The following is a 24,945-nucleotide window of genomic DNA, read 5'->3' on the forward strand; positions in this document are numbered from 1 at the left end:
GCCGCTGGACCCATTCCTGTCTGGCATGCCGAATCCGACGCCGAGTGACACCGCCGTCGAGGGTGCCCATGAGCTCATGCCACGACAGCGGTGACGGTGTCGGAACCAGACGATTCTGCCTCAGAGTTACATCAGATTCAGCGCGACGAGGATGGGCAGTGCGACCCCCATCGACGCGGCGAACGCCGTCCCGCCGTAGAGCACGGCTTCGGCCAACCGCGCACCGACGCTCGACTTGAGGATGCCGGCGATGAGCGCGACCACCAGGGACGAGAGTCCGGCCACGAGCAGCCAGAGAATCGATACGGTGTGAACGGTCGGGCTGCTCACGCGGGTTGTCCTTTCTGCGGTTGACCAGCGGTGGTAACCGTCGATAGCGGGGAAAGTTCTGCAGCGATGTCCATGAGCTGCTCCGACAGCAGGGTGCGAGCCAGGGCGGTAGCCGAAACGACTCGTTGGGCGGCGAGAATCTGTTCGTCGAGCGCGCTCAGGGCCGCGCCGACGCGTTCCTGCCGCGGCAAGGGCGGCAGAATGACCTCCAGCAACCCGAAGTCCTCGACGCTGATCGAGGCAATAGCGGTGGCCGCCGATCGGCCTCTTATCCACTCCTGTACGCGCGGCAGGTTGAGGTAACTCAGGAGGTAGCGGGGGTCGACGTCGTCCGGCTGCGTCCGCCGTAGTCGAAGCAGGTTGGTGCTGAACAACCAGCCGTTCTGTTCGTGGCTCACCAACGCGGACGGCCCGGTGGATCCGGATCGTACGGAGACAATGTCACCTGCTTGCAGGCGGAAGTCCTTCTGGAGTCTGTCCGCGGCCTGCGGCGGGATCCTCTCCTCCCCAGTGGCGTCGATGCGGCCGTGGCGGAGATGCTTCGGTAGCACCACGGATGTCCCCGCCTGCACCTTCGGGGTGCCCAATCGGGAGTGGGAGGGCCCGGCGTGTATATCGCAGATGTCCCGAAGGTGTACGCGACGCCATCCGTCCGGAAGGCGGTCCTCGTCCAGGCCGGTCTCAGAGAGCAGGTCGAGCAGGGGTCGCGTATCGGCCTCGGCGGCGCTCGCTTGAGCCTGCTGGCGAGACAGGTCCCGGAGTGCGTCCCGCGCGTGCGTCATGGTGGCGCCGGGCGACCTGGTCCGCGCGCTGGCCATCCGATGTTCCAGTGGGTTCAGCGAGTAGGTCGGCCCGTGGAGCCTGTTGGTGTCGACGGCGAGGCTGATCTGCTCGGTGCCCAGATGATGACGGCCCTGCTCACGATCGTTGAGGAACGACCGATAGGCGGCGAGAATGGTGTCCTGGTCGATGGACGAGAGGGTGCGCTGCCCCTTGCTGGCTGTCCCCAGTTTCTGGGCATTGATGAAGAGCACCTGATCGCGGGGCTCAGCGGGGGCCGTCAGCAGCCACACCGAGACGGGGATCGCGGTGGTGGGGAACAGTTGCCGCGGCAGGGCGATGACGCACTCCACCGCGCCCTTGTCGATCAGGACCTTCCGGATAGCGCGTTCCCGGGCATTGGCCGACGTCCCCGCGGTGTTGGGCATCACCACTACTGCCCGCCCGCCGGAGTCAAGCGATGCGAGGATGTGCTGTATCCATGCGAAGTTGTCGTTACCCTCCGGCGGCGGGCCGAATGGCCAGTCCTCCCCACGACGCTGCTTGCTCAACAGGCCGGTGTTGAAGGGCGGGTTGGTGAGAATCAAATCCACTTTCTGCCGCGGCCAGGCCACAGTTACCCAGGATGCGGGGGTGCAGTGTTGAAGGCGCGCCTGCAAGCCGCGCACGGCTAGGTTCATGCCGGCCAGCCGCAACGAGTCCTGGTCCGCGCTCTGCCCGTAGACCTCCAGATGAGCGTCGGCCTGGTATCGGTCGGCCATTGCGGCGAGCAGCTCACCGCCGCGGGCGTACGGGTCGAGGACGCGTCCGCCGGAGGTCCTGCCAGCCAGTAGCAGGTTGGCCATGAGCCGGGCGACGCAGTTGGGGGTAAAGGAGGTTTCAGGACCGAGCCGGGCCCGTGCCGCGTAACGGTCCATCAGCGCCCGGAAGGCGGCGGGCCCGAGCTGGGCACTGGCCTGGATTACGGGACTGAGGTCGTCGGGCGAGCTTGGCTGCAGCCCGCCGAGCCCGAATCGCACCCCGGGCAGCAGGCCACGTTCACGGAGCCGTCGATCAGCCATCACTCCGAGCTGCACCAGCAGCGTCCGGCCCTCGTTCGGCCCTCCCGACTGCCGCGACAGGCGGCGTAGGTGCTCCCAATCCTCGGGCGCGCTGGCGCGGAGGAACGCGAGCGAAGTCAGCAGATGCAAGTACCCAGCCGAGTTGCCGGTGCCGGGAATGCGTCCCTCCACCGTGCTGAGGAGCCCGTCGACCAGTAGCCGCTCATGCTCGTCCCGATTCGGAGTCTGCGTGGCGGGCGGGTTCTCCCGGGTGGATTGGCCTTTCGCGGTACCGGTCCGGCGGACACGGTCGGCGTAGGTGATACCAGCGCTCTCACCCTCTCGTAGGGATCGGTCCGGAATCGTGCGCCTCTCCCACCAGCTCATGACCTCCGCAAGTCGGAAATACTCCGCATCGCCTGATCGGACGGGCTTCGGGAAGTCGCTGTGTCTCCGCGCCCAGTTGGTGACGTTCTCCCGGCTGACCCCCGCCAGCTCGGCGATCTCGGATCGGGTCACAAGCCGGTCATCGGAACCAGCCTCGTCAATCATCGCCACCCCCGGTAGGACGTTGGTTTCGATGTCCATCATGGCTAGATGTCGACCCTCTGTCCAGCGCGCACTCTGATGCGCAGGTCGGGAGAAGCCCCTAGGAAGTGCGGATGCCACCGCATCGGCAATGCCGACTACTCGCTCTGAGCTGCTAGTTCTCTCAGATTGGACAGATCCAAGCTGCGCATCGAGGCGGTCGTGACGATCCTAGTTGTTAACCCCAGGAACCTGATTAGGGTGTGGGCGAGCCAGACGCGCGCGTGCCATCGCAGCGACCTCGACATGCGGGCGGAGGTCGTGTAACGCGTCCTCGAGGTGCACGAGTGCGGCGATCACGACGGTGTCGACCCCAGCTCCCGTGTGAGTGACGATGCGCCGGCCGACCCGGACCGCCTCATCCGTGCTCATCGCCTCAAACACCAACGGCACCAAGGCGCGCACCGCGGCACACCTGCCGTCGATGTCCTCCAGTAGCCGGGAGTGCCTTTCGACGAGCCGGGCGAGACGGTGGTCGACCACCGCGTCGAGCATCGGTCGCGCCCGCCGCTGCAACGCGGTCCGCAGCTGAGCCCTTCCGTTTGGTCGCCGCAGCTGATCCGCCGGGTCGGCGCCTGCAACGAACTCAGTCACTAGCAACGGGCCCGGCGGCCGAGGCTGCCGGAGCAGTTGCCAGGCCCGGTTCACTGCGTCACGGCCGGCCGGGTCCGCGTCGAATGCCGCCACGATGCCGTTTGCGGCGCCGGGCAGCTCCCGCAAGATCGCGGACTGGTGGTCGGTCAGCGTGGTGCCGCACGGTGCGACGGCCACCGCTCCGGCCCGGCCCGACCGGGAGTAGGACAGCCATACGGCCAGGACATCGGCTGGCCCTTCAACGAGGACCGGCGTCCACCGTGCGTCAAGACGATCCTGCTGCTCCGCGACACCGAACAGCAGCCGCCCCTTCTCGTAGATCGCAGTCTCAGCGCTGTTGATGTACTTCGGCACATTGTCCCCGGCGCCAGGGCCAGCGCGGCCCAGGAACGCCACCGCATGCCCAGCTGGGTCGCGGACCGGGAACACGATCCGGTCCCGGAACACGTCGATGAGTCGGCCGGGATCCCCTCTGGTGCGGGCCGACAGGCCGGCACCGATCAGTTCTTCGTCGGTGAATCCCGCGGCGCGCAGGTGATGCGTCAGCGAACTCCAGCCGGGTGGGGCGTACCCGATCCGCCACGGCCACTCCCGCTGCACCACGACACCGAGACCGCGTTCGGTGAGGTAGGCGCGAGGGCCGTCGGCATGTGCGAGCTGGCCGCGGTAGTACGTCACCGCGGCCTCGACGGCCGCAATCAGCCGCTGAGGGTCGAGCCCGATACCGCTTGTCGAGGGTGCCGGGGGAGTAAGTCGAGGTGCACCCATGGGCTACCTCCGATATCCACGCTAGCTTCAGCCGGCCCGACCTCGCCAGGAGCGTTGCGCCATGCGAACGCGACGTGCGGCGCGGGTGCGTTGGGCCTGGCGGGTCATCTCGGCGGTGGAGGCGGCAACAGCTGCATTGAGCCGCTCGGCGGTCGGCTCGTCGTACCAGGGCAACAGGTTGAGCATGGCCACCTTGACGCCGGTGGCGAAGAGCAGCGCCGACCCCTTCGGTAGCGCCCGGATCTGCGCCGGGTCAAGGATCCGCTGCCGACGCACCGAGGTCTGGTACGACGTGCGCCCCTGTCCGTCCCGCGTACGGGAGGCGACGGTGACGTCTTGTTCGCCGACGAGCCGGGACAGGTCCTCGGCGAACCGGGCGTCGTCGATGCCCGCGCCGACCAGCTTGACCGTGGCTGCCGACCACAGCGCGTCCATGCCCTGCTCGCCCCAGACTCTGGTGCCTTGGCGGTAGGACTGGAGGATGGTCAGCGGGATGATGCCTCGGCTGCCGAAGTGGCTGTACAGCTCCGGCAGGTCCCTGATTTTGCAGATGTTCGCGGCTTCGTCGAGGCAGGCGACCAGCGGCGGGTCGAGCCGGCCGCCGTGTGCCTCGGCGGCGGTGACGGCGGCGCGCAGCACCTGGTCGGTGAGGCCTGCGACGAGTGGTGCGGCTGCACCGGCGCCGTCCTTGGACAGCAGGTAGAGCGTGTCGGTGCTCTCGACGAACGCCTCGACGTCCAGTGCCGGCAGCGGTCGGTCCGGTGGGGTGACCCAGGCCATGATGGTCGGGTTGGCCAGGCATGCGGCGGCGGTGCGGGCGGTCTCGTAGAGCCCTTCGCGGGTTTCGGGGGCGCCGGCTTGCCGGCCGGACATGGCGCGGGCGGAGGCTCCGAAGCCGTGCCTCTTGAGGATCGTTGCCGGCTCGCGGGAGGTGGAGTCCGACAGCCACGCCTGGACCAAGGTCAGTGTGCGGCCCTCGATCGCGGCGGCGAGGATCAGGGAGGTGAGCAGGTCCAGCGCTCCCTGGATCCAGAAGTCGTCGCTGCTGTGGGAGTTGCGTACTTGTTGGACGAAGTGGTTGGCCAGCCGGTGGGCGTCCTCGACGTCCTCGACGGCTGCGAGGGGGTTCCACCACCAGCTTTGCGGCACGTGGGCGATGGACTGCGGGTCGAATACCCACACGGTGCCGCGCCCGGCCCGGGCGGCCGCCGTCGTTGCCCACAGATCCGGCTTGTTGCTGGTGGCCAGGGCCGCTCCCGGCGCGTTGAGGATCGACTGCACGGCCAGCGCGGTCGTCTTTCCGGCGCGGGGTGCCATCACCGCGAGGATGACGTCCTCCCAGGAGGAGTAGAGCCGAGGCCCCGAGCCGCGCCGCCGTCGGTGCGCCCCGAGGATGACCCCTGCCGACTCGGCGGAGACCGGCGCGTCCGCCAGGCCGGGCCGCAGGCGGCGAGCTGTGGCGGTCACCGCGGGCAGCGTCATGGCCCGTACCTCGGCCGGGCCGGCCAGCGATGGCAGCGGATCCGCCGCGTCGGGCTTGCGCCCCTGCCACCACATGGCAGCAACGGTGACCAGGCCGACCAGGATCAGGAGCAGCACCGCGTAGACGGCACCCACGAGGGTGGGGGAGACCCCGGGCCACAGCGCGGCCCAGTCGGTACGCAGAAGGCGTTGCAGGTACGCGGAACCGAAGCCGGGGCCAGTGGCGGGACGTCCGGTCACGGCGGCGGCGATGCGTCCGGCCAGCCAGGACAGCCACATCAGGGCGATCACCGCCCACACCAGGCCGAGAAGCAGGAACGGGGTGAGTGTGCCGCCCGCGGTGCCGCGCGGTTCGACGGGTCGGGTGTTCATGGCTGCACCTGCCGGATGGCCGCGTCGGTGTCGTAGAGCTCCCACTCCTCGCCGACCAGGCTCAGTGACACCGGCAGCCCGTTGCGTTCACCGGTCTTGATCAGGTACTTCCCCCTGCCAGGGTGCACGGAGCCGGCGAACCAGGCCTCGGGTGCGGCCCAGGACGCCACCAGCTCGCGTTCCGGGCCGGACAGCTTGATGACGTCGTTGACACGGTTCAGCTCGCGCGGTGGCAGCCCGGCGAGGATCTTGATGGCGGAGCGTTCGATGAAGCCTTGCGCCTTGGCGCGGTCCTCGGGTGTGGGTAGGGCGTCGAGGTCGGCGAGGGAGTGGGTGACCATGACGCTGGCCATGCCGCGCTGCCGGTTGAGCCGGGTGAGGGCGTCGGCGTGCTCGACCAGTCCGGACGCGCCGCGCAGGGCCCGCCACAGCCCACGCGGGGACCCCAGGACGGGATCGTGGACCCGAGCAGGACCAGCAGGATCGACGTGCTGAACGTCAGGACCACCACCGCGTCCGTGATCAGAGCCCAGTCCGCGGATCGCGTGCCCAAGCCGACGGCCATGAGCTTGGCGGCCACGTACGCGAGCCCCCACAGCGAGCCGACGGTGATCATCCTGAGGCCGAAGCGCAACAGAGGGCGATGGGCGATGCCGGCGTACCGGTTTGCCAAGACCACGACCTGCGTCAGTGACCAGCCGAGATATGCGAGGTACACGAAGAGAAACGGAGCGTGGAAGGGCTCGCCGTAGTACTCACCGCTGCGGACGCGGGGATCGGCGAGACTGACCTCCGAGGGGATGGCGACGAACAGCACGATCATGACAGTGATGGTGAGCGCCAGAGCGACCGTTCGCCGCCGCACCCGCCGCCGGGTGCTGACGTCGCCACTGGTCATGTAGAGCAGGAACGCCTGCGCCGCAGTGGCGCAGACCAGTGAGAGGCAGTTGGACGTCAGGCGGGCGACGTCCGGGACCCCGACGAGCTGGTCGACCTTCGGCATGAGCGGCTGGAGGGTCATCGAGATGGTGATCGCGATCAGGGCGAGGCACAGTGCGCGAAGAGGGCGGTTGCCTCGGTCACCCGCCAGGTCGCGCAGCTTGTAGAGGCTCATACCCCAGCAGATGAGCGTCACGGCGATCATGGCGCCGCGAGCGATGCTCACCATCAGGCCGCCCTGCCTTCCAGCGTCGCCACCAGCCTCGCGGAGACTCGTGGATCAGCCGGCGTGGAGGCCGGAATCGCGGACCATGACTCGGCGCGTTGCACGGCGACCGTCCCGAAGACCTCCGCCCGGCGCTCGATCGGCTCGTCGTAAGTGAGTCGCGCCAGCGCGATCTCCGGTACGGACGGATCCACCGACGGCATGAGCATGGCCGCGAGACACTCGAGGTCGTTCGGGACCGCGACATCGTCGAACATCATGTGCCCGTATTCGTGGCCGATGATCAGGCTCTGCCGCACCTTGCTGGCATTGGCGTCGTAGAAGACGTAGTCGGCGAGCTCACCGGCTACCCAGAGGCCGTGTGGGGCAAGGGCGGGCAGGTGCCGAGGGATCAGGTGGACCGGCCGTCCGCGACGCCGCTCGATGCCGCGGTGGCAGCCCTCGGGGGCTGGCAAACGCGGGCGGCGCTGGAGCAGTTCCGCTGGTCGTGGTCGGAAGATCTGTCGAAGTTGGCGGACTACCTCACGAAGGTGGGCGACGGTCTTCGCGAATGCGCCAGCGACTACCGCTCCAGCGACGAAGCCAGCGCCGCGCGCTTCGACATCCGCGGACGGTAACGGGCGATGGTCACCTTCGCCGACCTTCGTGACGTTCGGCTGGGTCCTGTCAGGTTCGCGGCCGAGGCTTGGACGGATTTCTCCCGAGCGTGCGCGAAGCTGGAAGAACGATGCGGCGCGGACTTGAGCGGACCGCTGCGCAACTCCGGTTGGCAAGGACCGGCAGCTACGGAGGCACTGAGGCGGGTCAACGACCTGGACGACGAGTTCGAAGTCGCCAGTATGCAAACCCGTACCGCTGCCTGCTTGCTGCGGGAAGCAGCTGAGAAGTTCGACAACCTGCAGCGCCGCCTCGACGCTGCCGTCGACGCCGCCTCCGCTCTGGGCCTACGGGTGGACGACACGGGCCGGGTATCGCCCCGGATCATCGAGGCGGGGGACTGGCACGATCCCGACGCTGAGCTGATCCACCGGCGTGAGCTGGAGAACGCCGAGATCTACAGCAACGTCATTCGGAAGATCGTGAATGAGGCGACCGAGGTCGATGGCCAGATCGCGCGGGCGCTGACCCAGCTGAAAACCGGAATGCCAGGGCAGTTCGCGTGGGAATACAACAAGGCACGTGACGGAGCCCAGAGCGCTGCCGCTGCCCTCGGCCTCAGCGAAGCCAGCATCCCCGCCCCCAGCAGTGACCCCGCCGGCGTGACGTAGCAGCCGAGACAGAAGCCGTTATCGTCCCGATGGACGTTTAGGACCAAGAGCGCAGTCGCACGGAATTCGCTGTCCTGGGAAGTCTGCGCGTACTGGCTTCTGGCCACGCCGGCAGCCTTCATGAGGATCTCTCCTTCTCGAAGTCACCAATTTCGTCATCGATCCAGACCAGTTCGGCGCCGTGGATGAGTTCGCAGTGCGCAGCTCTGCTGCAGACGGTGACCGTCTGGTCGTCAATGCTTGCCGAGACGGCGGAGCCATCGGGCAGCTTGATACCCCAGGCGACGATCACCTGGCTGTCATCGCCGTCGGGGTAGCGCACCAAGGCGAACCGACGCGGGACCGTCTGGTGCTGGCCGGTCATGAGCCGCTCCTGAAGCCTTCGGTGCGCAGCCGCTGGTGACCTGTGGCCTGTGGAAGTGGCTGCTTGCGGAGTGGTCCGCGATGGCGTGCCGGCGCACGATGACACCGGCACGCCACCACGGCACCGGCGGTCCGGCTCGGGATGGCACGGGGGACGGCGATCCCGAGCAGCACAGACCTCCGGTGTGCGCGGGCGGGAGAGCTGCCGACGTCTCGGGTCAACGCCTGCGCGCTCTCCGGCCGCGCATTGGTCCGAGGCGAGCGGGCCTCCTGCACAGCACCCACCCCGAACCCGTCCGGGCCAGCCTCGTGACGGCCGTCATCACCTGCCGGGGTCAGCACCGGAGCGCGATCCGCTCCGGTCGCCAAGCCCTCAGCGAGTACTCGGAAGTGACGATGGCGTCTGGCTGGCACGCCAACGACCCTGGTCGACCCTGGGGTCATCAGCTAGCCAGCGGTGAGCGCCTCACGGTGGGCCTCTCACGGTGAGACGGTGGGCGGCAGGACCGGCGGCCGGGCGGACATCTCGCAGGCGGCCGACTACTGTGCGCAGTATCCGCGGTCGGAGGGAGTGACAATTCATGCAGCGGGTCGTCAGGCCGCAGTGGTGGCACGAGGGCACTTACCGCAGCGTCAGCATGCGTTTACACCTCGCTCGCCACGACATCGGCGCGGTCTTCGGCTTCCTGAAGGAACGCGGCTTCAGTTGGTCAGCGATCGCGACTGCAACCGGTCTGGGCGCCAGCCGGGTCTCGGAAATCGCCTCAGGCCGGCGCATCGTCACCGACTACTCGGTGCTGGAGCGCATCGCGGAAGGGCTGTCTATCCCGCGCCACTACATGGGGCTCGCCCTCGACGAACAGGCTGTTCGCCACCGGCAGGGCTCGTCATTCGAGCAGGCCGGAGTTGCGACGCCGCTCGATCCCCACGAGCTGCTGGGCGTCGTCGCCAGCATCGCGGTGGGCGCCATACCCGCCGGTGTAGAGCGGTGGCTACCTACCTCGCAGGAGGTCGCCGTCCCGGCCGCCGTTGGCCAGGACGAGGTAGCCACCGTTCGTGCCGTGACCGCCTTCCACCGCCGGCTTGATGCCGCTGCCGGGGAGAGGACGCTGCCTGCAATCCGCACGCGGGTACGTGGCATGGGCGACGCAGCTCCTGCAGGTGCAGTGCGACGACGTGGTAGCTGCCGAGCTCCGGGCCGCCCTCGCCGAGTTGCACAACCTCGTCGGCTGGGTGGCGCACGATCTCGACGATCACGACATGGCGCGTCGGCACCTCACGCAGAGCCTTGTCTTGGCACGACAGACCGACTCGCTGCCGCTACTGGCCAACACGCTGTATCGCCTGGGGCGGGTCAGTCTGCACCAGGAACAGCCGGCCGAAGCGCTCCAACTGTTCGGCCTGGGCCAGCTCGCGGCACAGCAGGCCGGCTGCCATGCCAGCGTCGGCATTCTGCACGCCAACTCCGCATGGGCGTACGCGCTCCTCGGCGCCGACCACCAAGTGGTCGACAGCCTGACCCGGGCACGGCGGGAACTCGACCAGGCAGACCTGGACACTGCGCCGGCCTGGACCCACTTCGCGCTGACCGAGGCCGACGTACACGGCATCTCCGCCGTCGTCTATTCCGCCCTGGCCCGTCACCGGGAGCACGTGCGTTACGTAGACCGTGCCGCTGAGCACTCCCACCAAGCAGTCCGGCTACGCCGCCCGCAAGATCGTCGGTCCTTCATCTTCGACACGATCTCGGTCGCCACGGCGAGTATCCTGGCCGGTGATCTCGCTACCGCTGGCGAGTACGGGATGAAGGCGGTGGGGCTGGTGGCGGACGGGATGCGATCGGCTCGCGTCAACGATCGTCTGAACGCACTGTGGGAGCTTGCCGCGCCGCAGGCTGCGCGAGAGCCCGCGCTGGCTGCTCTCGGCAACCGGATCGCGGAGCTGCAGGCGGTCTGATGACCACTGCACTCAGCGATGCTGTCGCCTCGGAGCTCCATGGTCATTTGAGGGACGTCTGCGCTCAGATCGACGTCGACCCGGATGCCGCCAAGCTCGTCAAGTACACGATGAACGCGGTGTTTGTGGCGCCGCCGTTCGTGATCCGACTCGCGGCCGGCCCGCATGCCGCAACGCTGGCCTATCGAGTGGTGTCGGTCGCGGCGTGCCTTGAGAAGGCTGACATGCCGACCGTGCGGCTCGCGCCCGACCTGCCGCCTCAACCGATCTTCAGCGGGGAGTGGGTTGCCACGGTATGGCAGTACGTGCCCACCGTGAGCCACGGTCCGAAGCCCGTCGACCTTGCTGCGCCGCTCCGCGCACTCCATAGCTTTGAGCAGCTCGATGTTTCGTTGCCTCGCTGGTCACCTATCGAGAAGTTCCGCCGACGCCTCGACGCTGCCGCGGCGCTTTCGATCGAGGAAGCCGCTGAGCTGGAGCGCTGGTCGCGGACGGAGCTAGGCGTTCGGGCCACCGACCTGATTCACGATCTTCGCCGGCGTTGTGACGAGGCACAAGAGGACCTTGATCGGATCGCGTGGCGGTTCCAGCCCGGTGTCATCCACGGGGATGCTCATACGGGGAACGTTCTCCTGCCCGCCGACGGCCACGATGGTCCCGCGCGCTCAGGGCCCCTCTATGCGACTTGGACGGAATGTGCATCGGCCCGCGGGAGTGGGATCTTGTCCCGACCGCCCATGGCGCTGCCCGGTTTGGTCGCTCCTCTGCTGACTATCAGGGTTTTGTCGGAGCCTACCGATTTGATATCACCACCTGGAAGGGCTGGCCTGTCCTGCGCCGAGTCCGCGAACTGCAGCTGGTGACCAGCACCATCGACCGTCTCGCTGGTCGCCCGGGCGTCGCCCGCGAGTTGGCCCACCGTCTGCGATCGCTGATCGCCGACGACCTGAGCGTAACGTGGACGCGCTACCGCTGACCTCGGACGCTGAGTCGGTCATCGGCTGTCGGCTATCCGACGCCGTAGAAGTGTGGCGATCGGCTTGATCGCAGAATGTGGCGAGATGGCTGCTCTCTACGCCGGATGCCTGCTGCTCGTCTCGCGGACTACATGCACTGGCAGGCAGCCCTGCACCCTTCTTGTCCGCCCCTGCCGCTACGGTAGGCCGGCAACGAGTGCGTGATCGCAGGCCCGCGAGGAGATGACAACAAGCATGACCCTGATGGATGCTCGCCAGGCCGACCGCTACGCGCGCGTCTCAGAGCCGACGCACGACACGCTCGCCGTTCCGATGAGCCTGCCTGAACTGGAGCAGTATCTCGCTCGGGCTGCTGACTTGCTGCGCGGCAGCATCGACCAGGCGGACTTCAAGGCGTACATCTTCCCGCTGATGTTCTTCAAGCGAATCAGTGACTGCTACAGCGAGGAGTACCTGCGGGCGCTGGTGGAGTCGGGAGGCGACCATGAGTACGCGTCGCTCGCCGAGAACCACCGCTTCGGCATCCCGGCCGGTAGCCTCTGGGAGGACGTGCGCGCCCGCACCGAGAACGTCGGGCAGGCCCTGGTGACCGCCTTCCGGGCGATAGAGAAGGTCAACCCGGACGTGCTATACGGCATCTTCGGCAACGCCACCTGGACGAACAAGGACAAGCTGCCCGATGCCAAGCTGCGCGATCTCATCGAGCACTTCTCGACCAGGACGTTGAGCAATGCGGTCGTCGCGCCGGACGTGTTCGGGCAGGCGTACGAATATCTCATCAAGCGGTTCGCGGACCAGTCCAACAAGAAGGCTGGCGAGTACTACACCCCGCGCCCGGTGGTCAAGCTGCTCGTCGACATCCTCGACCCGCAAGAGGGCGAGACGGTCTACGACCCTGCCTGCGGCACGGGCGGCATGCTCATCGAGGTCATCGAACATGTCAAGCGCCAAGGTGGCCGGCCGCAGACCTTCTTGGGCAAGCTCTACGGCCAGGAGAAGGTGCTCGCCACCTCTGGCCTTGCCAAGATGAATTTGCTGCTGCACGGGGTCGAGGATTTCCACATCGCCCACGACGACACCCTGCGCTCGCCGGCGTTCTTTGACGGCTCGCGCCTCGCCCAGTTCGCCTGCGTCATCGCCAATCCACCGTTCTCGCTCAAGAACTGGGGCGACGAGGCGTGGGCCACTGACCCGTGGGGCCGCAACCGGCTCGGTAGCGTCCCACCCAAGGGGTACGCCGACTGGGCCTGGGTCCAGCACATGATCGAATCCGCAGTGCCCGGCACCGGCCGGGTCGCCGTCGTGCTGCCGCAGGGTGCGCTATTCCGCCAGGGCGCCGAGGGGCGCATCCGCGAGTTCGTCCTGAACGAGGACCTGGTCGAGGCCGTGATCGGCCTCGCACCGAACCTCTTCTACGGCACCGGCCTGGCAGCATGCGTGCTGATCCTGCGCCGACGCAAGGCCGATGACCGCAAAGGCAGGGTGCTGTTCGTCAACGGCGAGACGCTGTTCAAGCGCGGCCGTAACCAGAACACCCTCGAACCCGAGCACGCCGATACCCTGCTGCGGACCTACCAAGCCTTCAGTGACACACCAGGCCTGGCCGCGGTTGCCACGCTCGACGACATCAAGGCCCACGGGTTCAACCTAAACATCCCGCTCTATGTCGCCCGGGTCAATGACGGCGAACAGCATACTCTGGAGCAGGCTTTGACCGACCTCGAAGCGGCCCACGCCGCCGCCCGCGAGACCCGGGCCGCGCTGGAAGCCGAACTGGTCAAATGGGGCCTCAGCCCGACGGAGGTGACGGCGTGAGCCCTCGCATCACCCAGCGCGAATTGGAGTCCTACCTGTGGGGCGCGGCCGTCGTGTTGCGTGGACTTATCGATGCCGGCGACTACAAGCAGTACATTTTCCCGTTGGTTTTCCTCAAGCGACTCTCCGACGTGTACGACGAGGAACACGCCGCGGCGCTGGAGATCTACGGTGACGACGAGCTGGCCGGCCTGCCGGAAAATCACCGGTTCGCCATCCCCGACGGGGCTCACTGGCAGGACATCCGTAAGGTCACTGGCGACGTCGGTGCGGCGATCCTCGCCGCCATGCGCGCGATTGAGTCTGCCAACTTGGATACCCTGACCGGCGTCTTCGGTGACGGCGACTGGGGGAACAAGAACCTGCTGCCCGATCGCACCCTCAAGGAGCTCATCGAGCACTTCTCCACCAAGACGCTCTCGGTGAGGAACCTGCCCGAAGACGAGCTGGGCCAAGGGTACGAGTACCTCATCAAAAAGTTCGCCGACGACTCGGGCCACACCGCCCAGGAGTTCTACACCAACCGCACCCTCGTCCACCTGATGACGATGATGCTCAAGCCCGAACCAGGGGAGTCGGTCTACGACCCGACCTGCGGCACCGGTGGCATGCTCATTTCCACTGCCGCCGAGCTGCGCCGCCAGGGCAAGGAATGGCGCAACCTCCGGCTCTACGGGCAGGAGTTCAACTACGGTACGTCGGCTATCGCCCGGATGAACCTTTTCCTGCATGGCATCGCCGACGGCCACATCGCGCACGGCGACACGCTCACCAAGCCCGCCTTCCTCGACGGTGCCCGGCTGCGCACCTTCGACGTGGTGCTCGCCAACCCGCCGTACTCCATCAAGGCGTGGAACCGCACCGCGTTCGCCAACGACCCGTACGGCCGCAACATATGGGGTGTCCCGCCGCAGGGCCGCGCCGACTATGCCTTCTTCCAGCACATCGCCGCCAGCCTCGACCCAGGGACCGGCCGAGCCGCGATCCTCTTCCCCCACGGCGTACTCTTCCGCCGCGAAGAGGCCGGTCTTCGCGAGAAGTTGGTGAGGTCCGACCTGCTCGAAGCCGTTATCGGGCTCGGAGCCGGCCTCTTCTACAACTCACCCATGGAGGCCGTGGTCGTCACGCTACGCGCCAACAAGCCTGCCGAGCGGCGCGGCAGGGTGCTCTTCATCAACGCCATCGATGAGGTCGCCCGCGAAAAGGCGCAGTCGTTCCTGCGTGAGCATCATCAACAAAGGATCCTTGCCGCGTACGAGGAATTCGATAGCGATGACGGATTCGCCGCCGTCGCTACCTCCGACCAGATCGCCAACAAGCAGTACAGTCTGGCGATCCCGCTTTACGTCACTCGCAGCTCCACGGCTGCCGACGCCGAGAAAATGGGAGTTGTGGAGGCGCTGACCGTGTGGCGAGCCGCCGCTGCCAAGGCCGACACCGCGATTGACGACGTGCTGGCAATTTTGCGGCAGGAGGTGGCCCGGTGACCCTCAACCTCGACAAGAGCACCTGGAGGCGGGTTGCCTTCGGTGACGTAATCCAAAATGTGACGGACCGGGTCGATAACCCTTCGGAAGCGGGTGTCGATCGCTACGTGGGTCTAGAGCATCTCGATCCCGGTGTGCTAACAATTCAGCGATGGGATACACCCGACAAAGTTGAGGCACAGAAGCTCCGCTTCAAGGCAGGTGATGTGGTCTTCGGCCGACGCCGCGCATACCAAAAGAAGGTTGCGATGGCTGAGTTCGAGGGCATCTGCTCTGCGCATGCACTGGTTCTTCGTGCGCGGCCTGACTGCATCCACCCCGACTTTCTGCCGGTCTTCCTGGCCAGTGACTATTTCCTTGACCGGGCTATCGCCATATCCGTGGGGTCGCTATCGCCAACTGTGAACTGGCGTGACTTGAAGGTGCAGGAGTTCGAACTGCCGCCATTCGACGAGCAGAATCGCCTGGCTAACCTTTTCTGGGCCGTCGAACGCCACCGTGTGCGGCTCGCGGACGCGATCCCGGCGGTGGTGAGAGCCCAAGTCCCGCTCATGGCGACAGAAAGTGGCGTCGAACAGGAAGTTAGAGATGTCGTTGCAGTCGCGAGGAGCGGCGCGACACCATTGCGGTCGAACAAGGCCTTCTATGGTGGCCGAATTCCTTGGCTTAAGTCTGGCGAAGTGACCGGTGATGGTATCGCGTCTACCGAAGAGACCATCACTGATGACGCCCTAGCTGGGTCGGCGGTGTGGCTCGCCCCAGCGCATGCCGTGGTGGTCGCCATGTACGGGGATGGCAAGACTCGCGGCCAGGTGGGGCGGATCGCTGTGCCGATGACAACGAACCAGGCGGTCCTGGCTCTAGTCCCCGACCGTTCGAAGTGTGATCCAGATTTCTTGTACTACTGGCTCCGCTCACGTCAGGAGAACCTGCGGAACAAGGGCGCGGGAGCCGCGCAAAAGAATCTCTCGAAGGCGCTGGTTATCAATGAGCCATTCCCCAACCTCGGGATAAGCGACCAGCGTGCAGTCGTTCGCAGCGTCGTCGCGCTTGATCGAGTCGCGGAGAACTTAGCCGTAGAGCTTCAGCGGTTGAGCGAGGTGCGCAAGACGCTCCTCGCCGACATCTTCGGAGGCGCTCGATGACCTTCAACGAGGCCAATACGGTGCGGGACTTTGTGCGGGACATTGTTAAGTCGCGCGATCTCCAGTTCGTGCCCGGCAAAGAGTTGCCGCGCCGAGAGGATGAGGTGCTGCTGGAGGGGCCGATCAAGGAGGCCCTGAAGCGGCTGAATCCGGCGATCGAGGCTGATCCGCGGTTGGGGGAAGAGGTGATCTATCACCTCCGGGCAATCATCCTGGCCGCGCGGCGTACGCCGAATCCCGTGGTGGCGAACGAGGAGTTCGCCGCGTGGCTGACCGGACAGAAGTCGATGCCCTTCGGCCCGGCGGGGGAGCACGTCACGGTCCGGCTCATCGACCTCGACGACCCCGAGCCGAGCGCCAACCAGTGGATGATCTCCACCGAGGTGACGTACCGGGTGGGGCGGGTCGAGCGCCGCTTCGACCTGGTGCTGTGGTGCAACGGTCTTCCGCTCGTGGTCGGCGAGGCGAAGTCGCCGGTCCGCCCCGCTTATACCTGGATCGACGCGGCGGCGCAGATCAACGAGGACTACGAGGTCAACGTCCCGGCGTTTTTCGTCCCCAACGTGTTCAACTTCGCCACCGAAGGCAAGGACTTCCGGTACGGCTCGGTCGGCATGCCGGTTGACCTGTGGGGACCATGGCGGGAAGACGCCGACGACGCCGCCCCGGTGCCGGCCGGCCTGGCAGTTGTGCGCGAAGCCGTGCAGGGTGTGCTCTCGCCGGCGGCGGTGCTGGACTTCCTGCGATTCTTTACGGTGTTCGCCACCGACAAGAAGCATCGCAAGATAAAGATCATCGCGCGCTTCCAGCAGTTCCAGGCGACGAACCTCATCGTCGAGCGGGTGTTGCACGGCGAGATCAAGCAGGGCCTGATCTGGCACTTCCAGGGTTCGGGCAAGTCGCTGCTCATGGTGTTCACCGCGCAGAAGTTGCGCGCGACGGCCGGTCTGACGAACCCCACGGTGATCATCGTGGTGGACCGGATCGACCTAGACACCCAGATCACCGGCACCTTCAACGCCTCGGACGTGCCGAATCTCGTATCGACCGATAGCCGCAAGGAGCTACAAGCTCTTCTCAAAGCGGGCGCTCGCAAGGTCATCATCACCACGGTGCACAAGTTCGGCGAGGCGCCCGGGGTGCTGGACGACCGCGACAACATCATCGTCATGGTTGACGAGGCCCACCGTTCCCAGGAGGGCGACTACGGGCGCAAGATGCGCGAGGCACTGCCGAACGCTTTCCTCTTCGGCCTGACCGGCACCCCGATCAACCGGCGGGACCGCAACACCTTCATGTGGTTCGGGTCCACAGACGATGAAGGTGGCTATCTCTCGCGGTACTCGTTCCAGGATTCGATCCGCGACGGGGCGACGCTGCCACTGCATTTCGAGCCGCGCCTGTCGGAAATCCACCTTGACGAGGCCGCGATCGATGCGGCGTTTGCCGAGTTGGCCGAGCAGCACCGACTCACCGAGGCAGACAAGAGCACGCTGTCGAAGCGGGCCGCATCGCTCGAGGTGTTGATCAAGGCGGACGAGCGGGTCCGCCGGATTGCCGCGGACATCGCCGAACACTTCCGCGCCAAGGTCGAGCCGCAAGGGCTCAAGGCGCAGGTGGTCGTCTACGACAAGGCGACCTGTGTCGCATACAAGGCGGAACTCGACAAGATCCTCGGACCCGACGCGTCGACCGTCGTGATGAGCGCCGGTGACTCCAAGGAGTGGAAGGAATACACCCCCGGCCGGGACGAGCTGGAGCGGATCACCGCCCGGTTCAACGACCCGGCCGATCCGCTGAAGATCATCATCGTGACGGCCAAGCTGCTCACCGGCTTCGACGCGCCGATCCTGTACGCGCAGTACCTTGACAAGCCCCTCAAGGAACACAACCTGCTCCAGGCGATCACGCGCACCAATCGGGTCTACCCGCCGACCAAGACGCACGGGCTGATCGTCGACTACCTGGGCATCTTCGACGATGTAGCCAAGGCGTTCGCCTTCGACGAGAAGAGCGTCCAGCAGGTGATCAGCAATATCGACGTACTGCGGACTCAGCTCGCCCCGGCCATCCAGGCCGCGCTGGCCTTCTTTCCTGGCGTTGACCGGACCGTGGGCGGCTATGAGGGGCTCATCGCCGCGCAGACCGCGATCAGCAGCGACGAGGCCCGCGACGCCTTCGGCGCGGCCTTCAGCGTCGTCGCCCAACTCTGGGAGACCCTCAGCCCGGACCCGATCCTCTCGAGTCATGCGGCCGACTACCGGTGGCTCACTGATGTGTACGAGTCGGTGCGGCCGTCGGATATTGCCGGTCGGCTCGTGTGGCACACCCTCGGTGCCAAGACGTTGGAACTCATCAACGAACACGTCACCGTCGAGGTGCCCCGTACCGACCTCGACATGATCGTCCTGGACGCCCAGGTGATCGAAGACCTCATGACGGGTCGGCGGAAGGACGTCGACCCGGTCGAGGTCGAGAAGTGGATTACCGCCCGTATCGCCAAGCACATAGGTAATCCTCTCTTCATAGAACTAGGCAAGCGACTCACCGCCCTGCGGGAGAAGTACGCCCACTCCCAGCAGGCCAGCCTGGACTTCCTCAAGGAGCTGTTCGCCCTCGCCCGGGACACCGTGGCCGCGGAGAAGGCCGCCGCCGAGGTGCCCCGCGAGGACCGAGGCAGAGCCGCGCTGACGGAGCTGTTCCAGTCCCTCAAGGGCAACGGGACCCCGATCATCGCCGAGAAGATCGTCGACGAGGTCGACGAGGTCGTTCGGGCGGTGCGGTTCGCGGGCTGGCAGGACACCCGTGAGGGCGACCGCCTGGTCCAGCAGTCCCTCCGCAAGACGCTCTGGACCAAGTTCAAGATCCGCGACAACGATGTTTACGAGCGCGCGCTCCGCTACATCCGCGAGTACTACTAACGTTGCACGCGAGGCAACGGTGTTAAGGCCGGTGCTCAGTACGTGGAATCGGGCATCGTTGGTGCACCGGCTGGGACTCGCTTCGGCACGCGTGTCTATCGGTTGCTGTCCGCAAGGCTGCTGGTCATGAGGAGCGCCGGCCAGATCAACGAGCCAACCACACGCGCCGCGCGGGGTTGCTCAGTGTGGCCTCCGGCGGGGGCGCTCCGGCTCCAGGATGGCAGTGGGCCGTCTGCGGCCGCCGGCTCCGTGGGTGGTAACCGTAGGCCCACCCCGTCCGCCGTCGACCCGGGCAAGCCGAGCAGACCGCCGCCCGGCCCGCCAGCGTACGCGTGGAGCGTCGCGGTCCGCGAGCCGTGGCGGACCGGGCGCCGGCCCGCTCCCCGTGGGGCGGGTCGACGGCGGACGGGATGGTCAGGTTTGATCAGTCTTCAGCTGCGCAGCGAGTGGTATCGAAGACCGGGCTAGCAATCGCGTTCAGCAACTGCCTGGCCGGCGCATAGTTCGGATCCACGTGGCGGCCGAGGGCGACGGCGGCCACGGTGGTGGCACCGGCGACCTTCAGCGCGTGCGCCAGGGACTGGGTCCGGGCCCCCGTCGTCCATGTGTCCTCGAGGATCAGCGCATGAACGGGTGCGCGTGACGCGGGCATGAAGGGCGTGAACCAGTCGGCGTGGAAGTCGTGATCTTCCGGGCCGTAGCTCGGGTTGACCGTGCTGGTGATCCAGGGCAGCCGGAGTCGGTCGCCGACAAGGTCGGCGAGCGGATGTGCGCCAGCGCGGCTGCGGGTGCTCGGGACGGTGATGACGTGCGTCGGGAAGGCACCGGTACGGACCGTTACACACGCGAGATGGTCGCGCAGGAAAAGCAGCAGGAGCGCGAGCAAGCTCCGCTGAGCCTGCTCGGACGGAGCTGTGCCCTTGTACGTCCGGAGGTTGTGGTGGTGCTGCCAGGTGCGTGGCGAGTAGGAGATCGGTAGTACGAGGTCCGCGAGAAGGCCCTGGGACCGGGTGAGGTGGGACTGGCAGCGGAAGCAGAGCGAGTAGCCCTCGTTCCGCACTCCCCGACACGTCGGGCAGATCCACGGGTATGCCGGTAGCGGGTTGCGCAGGTAGCCGCGCTGGACCTCGACGTGCCGACTGATGATTGTCCAGCGCTGGTCAGCGGAGGGCGAAGTCAGGGAAGTTCTCCAGGCCGGCGTCGGTGGGCTGGTAGCTGAGGATGTCTTCGAGTGCTTCCAGCAGCTGCGCGGTGCTGCGGACGACGTAGACGCCCGGGTTCTCGGCGAACGCCTTGGCCCAGTCGCACTGCATGACCTGGCTCGTGAGAACGACGGGGCGGCCGTGCTGGAGGGCGAGCCGGGCCTGGATCCGTGCTCCGCTGGTCTCACCCGCCTCGACAACGACCGTCGCGACTGCGTACCCACTCATGACGGCGTTGCGCATGGGGAAGCTCTGCCTGCTCGGCGGAGCGTCGGGCCAGAACTGCGAGACCACGAGCCCAACCTCGGCAATGTGGTCCTGCAGGCGCTGATTCGTCGAGGGGTAATACCGGCGGATCCCGGTGCCGATGACCGCGACCGTTCGCCCACCTGCTTCCAGCGCAGCTGAGTGCGCGGCGGTGTCGATGCCGGCGGCCAGCCCGCTGACCACAGTCACCCCGCGGCCTGCCAGGGTGGTGGCGACGGCTCGAGCGATCCGCAGCCCCTCCTCACTTGCCTTGCGACTGCCGACGACCGCCACTGCCTGGTCGTGAACTCGTAGATCACCTCGGCTGAACAGGAGCGGTGGCATCTCCCGGATGCCGAGCAGCTGAGCAGGGTAGGTGTCGTCGAAGAAGGCGTGGACGCCGATCCCATCCGCTTGCCAGCCGGTGATCTCGGCGGCGGCAGCGTTGACCAGCTCGGTGGTTGACTTTCCGTCCGGAAAGAGCGTGTCGGAGTGGCCGACCGTACGGTCGAGGACTGCCTTGGCGCTGCCGTTCTCCTGGATGTCGAGAGCAATCTCCGACCAGCGCGCGCCAGGCCGGCGAAGTAGCGCGACCAGGGAGGCCCGCTCGATCGTCGCCGTGTCCATGGGCACGATCGTAGGCCCTGGGCTGCGTTCCTGGCTCAGCCATCCCGGCCAGTGTTGATGACGGGAGCCCCGAACGGAGGTCATCGCTAGAACATATGTTCGATTCCGGCTGTAATCAAGACCGAACCGGCGCTGGGTGACCGATCTTGCATCGCCTTGCTGCCCCAGCGGCCGAAGGCTGGATGTTTCAGTAGGGCCCACCCCGGAGGGGCACCCGAAATCGGCTGCCCCTCCGGGGCCAGGTTCCGTCATGATGTCTCACAGTCGTCTCACGGACGGTCCGGAAGGGGTCGGCATGGCATGGGCAGGCCCGGACAGGTGAGCGCCCCTGACCTGCAGGTCCGGCATCTGCCGACATGCCTCGGGAGGCCCCGGTACGCCGCTTCGCTCACTGGCAGTGTGGGGGTCAGGGGTTCGAGTCCCCTCGGCTCCACCCTTGCGACCAGGGCGTTCGTCAGAGATGACGGACGCCCTTCGTCGTTCCGGACGTCTTCCCGCCGCGGCTCGCGGCACTCCCGGTTCCTTGACATGCAGCCGTCCGGCTGCCTAATTTGAAAGGCAACCGGACGGCTGCATGTCCACCCGGCGGCAACCTGACTACGAGGGCGGGCATGGACGAGGTGTTCAAGGCGTTGGCCGATCCGAGCCGGCGTGCGCTGCTCGACTCGCTCAACGCCCGCAACGGGCAGACCCTGCGCGAGCTGTGCGCCGGGCTCGACATGGCCCGACAGTCCGTCAGCAAGCACCTCGCGGTGCTGGAGGAGGCCGGGCTCGTCGCCACCGTGCGGCGCGGCCGGGAGAAGCTGCACTACCTCAACGCCGCGCCCGTGCACGAGATCGCCCACCGGTGGATCAGTCGCTACGACCGCGCCAGGGTCCAGGCCCTGGCGGACCTGAAACTCGCCCTCGAGGAGACCCCGATGGACGCGCCGACCTTCGTCTACACCACCTACATCCGCACCACCCCGCAGAAGCTCTGGCAGGCGCTCACCGATCCCGCCTTCACCCGCCGCTACTGGGCCACGGAGTTCACCACGGACTGGTCCGTCGGCTCGCCGATGACCTGGGACAACCACGGCGTGCTGATCAGCGACCCGGAGCAGGTCGTGCTGGAGGCCGAACCCTACAGTCGGCTCTCCTACACCTGGCACGCCATCACCCCGGAGCTGGCCAAGCGCTTCGGCTGGGACGAGGAACTGCTCGCCCGGCTGTCCGCCGAGGCCCGCTCGAAGGTCACCTTCACGATCGAGGAGACCGCGCAGGTGGTGAAGCTCACCGTCGTGCACGACGGCTTCGAGCCCGGATCGGGCCTGGCCGAGATGGTCAGCCACGGCTGGCCGAACGTCGTGGCGAGCCTGAAGACGCTGCTGGAGACCGACGAGCCGCTGCCGGCCGACGGGTGACCTCCCGATCGGGGATCGACGACGTCACGAGGCGCCGCCGGATCACCCCTTGAGGACGTCCACGGCGTACAGCGCTATCGACGCGTCGCGGGTGGCCAGGGTCAGATTCTCGGCGAGCGCCTGTGCCACGAGCATGCGGTCGAAGGGATCGCGGTGATGGGGCGGCAGGCGGCGGGCGGCGATGGCGTGGGCATGGGTCACCGGGAGTTCACGGAATCCCATGTCCCTTACCCGCTCGGCGAGGTCGGGGGGACCTCCGAGCTTCCCCGCGCTCTGCTTGATGGCGATCTCCCACAGGCTGACCGGGGAGAGGAAGATGTCCGGCTCGTGGCGTAGCTGGTCGAGGAACTTCAGCGGCTGGGACGGCGTTGCGTCGAACTGTTGGCCGTCCGCGTCCGTACCACTGCGCGGGAGGTCGATGCCATGTCCGTCCGCCGGGTCGTCGCCGCGGTGCTGGTCGCCGTGGCGGCCGTGCCGCTGACCGGTGCGCCCGCCTCCGCCCACGGTGCTCCCACCAGCCCGATGAGCCGGGCCGCCGCCTGTGGACCGGAGGGTGGGCAGGCGGACGCCGCGGTGTGCCAGGCTGCCGTCGAGGCGGGGGCGGCGCTGCGCGAGTGGGACAACATCCGGGTGTTCGGCGTCGACGGGCGGGACCGCGAGCGGATCCCGGACGGGGAGCTGTGCAGCGGTGGGCTGTCCGCGTACCGGGGACTGGACCTGGCGCGGTCGGACTGGCCGACCACCGAGCTGACGGCCGGTGCGGCGTTCACCTTCCGCTACCGGGCGACGATTCCGCACAAGGGGACCTTCCGGCTCTACATCACCCGTGACTCGTACGATCCGGCGCGCCGGCTGACCTGGGCCGACCTGGAGACGGTGCCGTTCCTCCGGGCGACCGACCCACCGCTGCGCGAGGGCGCGTACCAGTTGCGGGGGCGGCTGCCGGACCGCTCCGGCCGGCACCTCGTCTACACCGTCTGGCAGAACTCCGACTCGCGGGACACCTACTACTCCTGCTCCGACGTCGTGCTGCGGGCGGCGGACGGGAGCACCGATCGGGCCGGCACGCCGTCCCCCGGGACGGTGGACGAGCCCACGCCGGTAGCCGCCTCCGGCGGGGTGGCCGACGGTCCGCGTACCGAATCGGGTTTCGGGAGCCCCGGCGTGCCGGTCGCGGCGGTGACCGACCTCGGCGCCGACCACTGGCGGTTGGTCGGTGGCGGTGGCGCCGCGGCGATCACCCTGCTGCTGGCCGTGGTGGTCGCGGCCCGCGCGCGACGCCGGCCCGCCGTCCCGGCCGGGCCTCCCTGCGAGGTACGCAACCACCGGGCCGGCCGCCGCCGGGAGTGGTGACGGCCGGCCCGAAGGGGTGCGCTCAGCTCAGGTGTCGCTCGATCTCGGCCAGCTCGTCGGCGGTGAAGTCGAGGTTGTCCACCGCGGCGATGTTCGTCTCCAACTGGCTCACGCTGCTCGCGCCGATGATCAGGCTGGTCATCCTCCGGTCGCGCAGCGCCCACGCGAGCGCGAGCTGGGCCAGCGACTGGCCACGGCGGGCGGCGATGTCGCCCAGCGCCCGGATGGTGGCCATCCTCTTCTCGTCGAGGTCGCTCTCGTTGAGGAAGACGCTCGTGCGGACCCGGGAGTCCTCCGGGATGCCGCCCAGGTAGCGGTCGGTGAGCAGGCCCTGGGCGAGCGGGCTGTACGCGATGCAGCCGGCACCCACCCGCTCCAGCGTGTCCAGCAGGCCGTCGTCCTCGGTCCACCGGTTGAGCATCGAGTACGACGGCTGGTTGATCAGCAGCGGCGTACCCAGGTCCCGCAGGATCGCGGCGGCCCGCTCGGTCTGCTCCGAGTCGTAGTTCGAGATGCCGACGTAGAGCGCCTTGCCGGAGCGGACGACGGCGTCGAGCGCGCCCATCGTCTCCTCCAGCGGCGTGTCCGGGTCGAACCGGTGGGAGTAGAAGATGTCGACGTACTCCAGGCCCAGCCGGCGCAGCGACTGGTCCAGCGACGACACGAGGTACTTGCGGGAGCCCCACTCGCCGTACGGGCCGGGCCACATCAGATAGCCAGCCTTGCTGGAGATGACCAGCTCGTCACGGTACGGCTTCAGGTCGGTGGCCAGCATCCGGCCGAAGTTCTCCTCGGCGCTGCCCGGCGGCGGACCGTAGTTGTTGGCCAGGTCGAAGTGGGTCACCCCGAGGTCGAAGGCGCGGCGGACGATGTCGCGCTGCCGCTCGTACGGGCGGTCCGGGCCGAAGTTGTGCCACAGGCCGAGCGAGATGGCGGGCAGTCGCAGGCCGCTGCGGCCGCTGCGTCGGTAGGTCATGCTGTCGTATCGCTCATCAGCGGCGAGGTAGGTCACGATCACGACCCTATCCCCGCCCCTCCCGACCTGCGCCGTGGGCCGGAAGCG

General features: G+C 67.3%; 22 protein-coding genes. 10 read left to right on the forward strand and 12 right to left on the reverse strand.

Annotated elements, in window-relative coordinates; all coding sequences use genetic code 11:
• Positions 1-126: 126 nt before the first annotated feature.
• The 7 genes from ACTMSW_RS02115 to ACTMSW_RS02145 form a co-directional block, all read right to left on the reverse strand.
• Complete coding sequence (locus ACTMSW_RS02115; protein ID WP_441178694.1) at positions 127-330, reverse strand: hypothetical protein; 204 nt, start codon at positions 328-330, stop codon at positions 127-129.
• Positions 327-2,741, reverse strand: coding sequence for an N-6 DNA methylase (locus ACTMSW_RS02120; protein ID WP_441178695.1), 2,415 nt, complete (start codon positions 2,739-2,741; stop codon positions 327-329). Before ACTMSW_RS02120 ends, ACTMSW_RS02115 begins: the two co-directional genes overlap by 4 nt.
• A gap of 168 nt (positions 2,742-2,909) precedes the next feature.
• Entirely contained in the window at positions 2,910-4,010 is a 1,101-nt protein-coding gene (locus ACTMSW_RS02125) for a toprim domain-containing protein (RefSeq protein ID WP_441178696.1), read from the reverse strand.
• A 117-nt stretch (positions 4,011-4,127) separates the two neighbouring features.
• Entirely contained in the window at positions 4,128-5,954 is a 1,827-nt protein-coding gene (locus ACTMSW_RS02130; RefSeq protein WP_441178697.1) for a type IV secretory system conjugative DNA transfer family protein, read from the reverse strand.
• Positions 5,951-6,124 carry a hypothetical protein gene (locus ACTMSW_RS02135; protein WP_441178698.1) on the reverse strand — a complete coding sequence of 58 codons (174 nt, stop codon included), beginning with the start codon at positions 6,122-6,124 and terminating at the stop codon, positions 5,951-5,953. Before ACTMSW_RS02135 ends, ACTMSW_RS02130 begins: the two co-directional genes overlap by 4 nt.
• A 47-nt stretch (positions 6,125-6,171) precedes the next feature.
• On the reverse strand, positions 6,172-7,098 hold the full coding sequence (locus ACTMSW_RS02140) for an MAB_1171c family putative transporter (RefSeq protein ID WP_441178699.1): 927 nt from the start codon (positions 7,096-7,098) through the stop codon (positions 6,172-6,174).
• A 23-nt stretch (positions 7,099-7,121) separates the two neighbouring features.
• The gene (locus tag ACTMSW_RS02145) at positions 7,122-7,418 is read right to left on the reverse strand and encodes a hypothetical protein (RefSeq protein WP_441178700.1); all 297 of its coding nucleotides are present in this window, start codon (positions 7,416-7,418) and stop codon (positions 7,122-7,124) included.
• Between ACTMSW_RS02145 and ACTMSW_RS02150 the strand changes: the two genes are divergently transcribed.
• The gene (locus tag ACTMSW_RS02150; protein ID WP_441178701.1) at positions 7,392-7,736 is read left to right on the forward strand and encodes a hypothetical protein; all 345 of its coding nucleotides are present in this window, start codon (positions 7,392-7,394) and stop codon (positions 7,734-7,736) included. The two genes, ACTMSW_RS02145 and ACTMSW_RS02150, sit on opposite strands and share 27 nt — an antisense overlap.
• 6 nt (positions 7,737-7,742) lie before the next feature.
• Positions 7,743-8,387, forward strand: coding sequence for a hypothetical protein (locus ACTMSW_RS02155; RefSeq protein WP_441178702.1), 645 nt, complete (start codon positions 7,743-7,745; stop codon positions 8,385-8,387).
• Positions 8,388-8,505: 118 nt separating this feature from the next.
• Here ACTMSW_RS02155 and ACTMSW_RS02160 read toward each other — a convergent pair whose 3' ends face one another.
• Entirely contained in the window at positions 8,506-8,751 is a 246-nt protein-coding gene (locus tag ACTMSW_RS02160; protein ID WP_441178703.1) for a hypothetical protein, read from the reverse strand.
• Between the two features lie 1,085 nt (positions 8,752-9,836).
• Between ACTMSW_RS02160 and ACTMSW_RS02165 the strand changes: the two genes are divergently transcribed.
• From ACTMSW_RS02165 to ACTMSW_RS02190, 6 genes are all read left to right on the forward strand, one after another.
• Complete coding sequence (locus ACTMSW_RS02165; protein WP_441178704.1) at positions 9,837-10,706, forward strand: tetratricopeptide repeat protein; 870 nt, start codon at positions 9,837-9,839, stop codon at positions 10,704-10,706.
• Positions 10,706-11,569 (forward strand): phosphotransferase, encoded by an 864-nt coding sequence (locus ACTMSW_RS02170; protein WP_441178705.1) that lies wholly within the window; start codon positions 10,706-10,708, stop codon positions 11,567-11,569. The genes ACTMSW_RS02165 and ACTMSW_RS02170 overlap by 1 nt, the downstream gene beginning before the upstream one ends.
• Positions 11,570-11,917: 348 nt before the next feature.
• The gene (locus ACTMSW_RS02175; protein ID WP_441178706.1) at positions 11,918-13,498 is read left to right on the forward strand and encodes an N-6 DNA methylase; all 1,581 of its coding nucleotides are present in this window, start codon (positions 11,918-11,920) and stop codon (positions 13,496-13,498) included.
• A complete protein-coding gene (locus tag ACTMSW_RS02180) occupies positions 13,495-14,985 on the forward strand; it encodes a type I restriction-modification system subunit M (protein WP_441178707.1) in 1,491 nt (496 codons plus the stop codon). Before ACTMSW_RS02175 ends, ACTMSW_RS02180 begins: the two co-directional genes overlap by 4 nt.
• Positions 14,982-16,130, forward strand: coding sequence for a restriction endonuclease subunit S (locus ACTMSW_RS02185; protein WP_441178708.1), 1,149 nt, complete (start codon positions 14,982-14,984; stop codon positions 16,128-16,130). The genes ACTMSW_RS02180 and ACTMSW_RS02185 overlap by 4 nt, the downstream gene beginning before the upstream one ends.
• Complete coding sequence (locus ACTMSW_RS02190) at positions 16,127-19,051, forward strand: type I restriction endonuclease subunit R (protein ID WP_441178709.1); 2,925 nt, start codon at positions 16,127-16,129, stop codon at positions 19,049-19,051. Before ACTMSW_RS02185 ends, ACTMSW_RS02190 begins: the two co-directional genes overlap by 4 nt.
• 424 nt (positions 19,052-19,475) lie before the next feature.
• On the opposite strand, the gene ACTMSW_RS02195 is transcribed toward ACTMSW_RS02190, so the two are convergent.
• Both ACTMSW_RS02195 and ACTMSW_RS02200 read right to left on the reverse strand, forming a co-directional pair.
• On the reverse strand, positions 19,476-19,937 hold the full coding sequence (locus tag ACTMSW_RS02195; protein ID WP_441178710.1) for a hypothetical protein: 462 nt from the start codon (positions 19,935-19,937) through the stop codon (positions 19,476-19,478).
• A 274-nt stretch (positions 19,938-20,211) separates the two neighbouring features.
• The gene (locus tag ACTMSW_RS02200) at positions 20,212-21,126 is read right to left on the reverse strand and encodes a DNA-processing protein DprA (RefSeq protein ID WP_441178711.1); all 915 of its coding nucleotides are present in this window, start codon (positions 21,124-21,126) and stop codon (positions 20,212-20,214) included.
• Between the two features lie 611 nt (positions 21,127-21,737).
• Here ACTMSW_RS02200 and ACTMSW_RS02205 point away from each other — a divergent pair.
• Positions 21,738-22,529, forward strand: coding sequence for an ArsR/SmtB family transcription factor (locus ACTMSW_RS02205; protein WP_441178712.1), 792 nt, complete (start codon positions 21,738-21,740; stop codon positions 22,527-22,529).
• Between the two features lie 42 nt (positions 22,530-22,571).
• Here ACTMSW_RS02205 and ACTMSW_RS02210 read toward each other — a convergent pair whose 3' ends face one another.
• Complete coding sequence (locus ACTMSW_RS02210) at positions 22,572-23,033, reverse strand: type II toxin-antitoxin system VapC family toxin (protein ID WP_441178713.1); 462 nt, start codon at positions 23,031-23,033, stop codon at positions 22,572-22,574.
• Positions 23,034-23,051: 18 nt separating this feature from the next.
• On the opposite strand from ACTMSW_RS02210, the gene ACTMSW_RS02215 reads away from it, so the two are divergent.
• Positions 23,052-23,882: a lytic polysaccharide monooxygenase auxiliary activity family 9 protein gene (locus ACTMSW_RS02215; RefSeq protein ID WP_441178714.1), complete on the forward strand. Its 831-nt coding sequence runs from the start codon at positions 23,052-23,054 to the stop codon at positions 23,880-23,882.
• A 22-nt stretch (positions 23,883-23,904) separates the two neighbouring features.
• Here the strand turns inward: ACTMSW_RS02215 and mgrA are convergent, their stop codons facing one another.
• Positions 23,905-24,900, reverse strand: coding sequence for an L-glyceraldehyde 3-phosphate reductase (gene mgrA / locus ACTMSW_RS02220; RefSeq protein WP_441178715.1), 996 nt, complete (start codon positions 24,898-24,900; stop codon positions 23,905-23,907).
• Positions 24,901-24,945 lie beyond the last annotated feature (45 nt).

The organism is Micromonospora sp. BQ11, assembly GCF_052068135.1.
Classification (GTDB): Bacteria; Actinomycetota; Actinomycetes; order Mycobacteriales; family Micromonosporaceae; genus Micromonospora.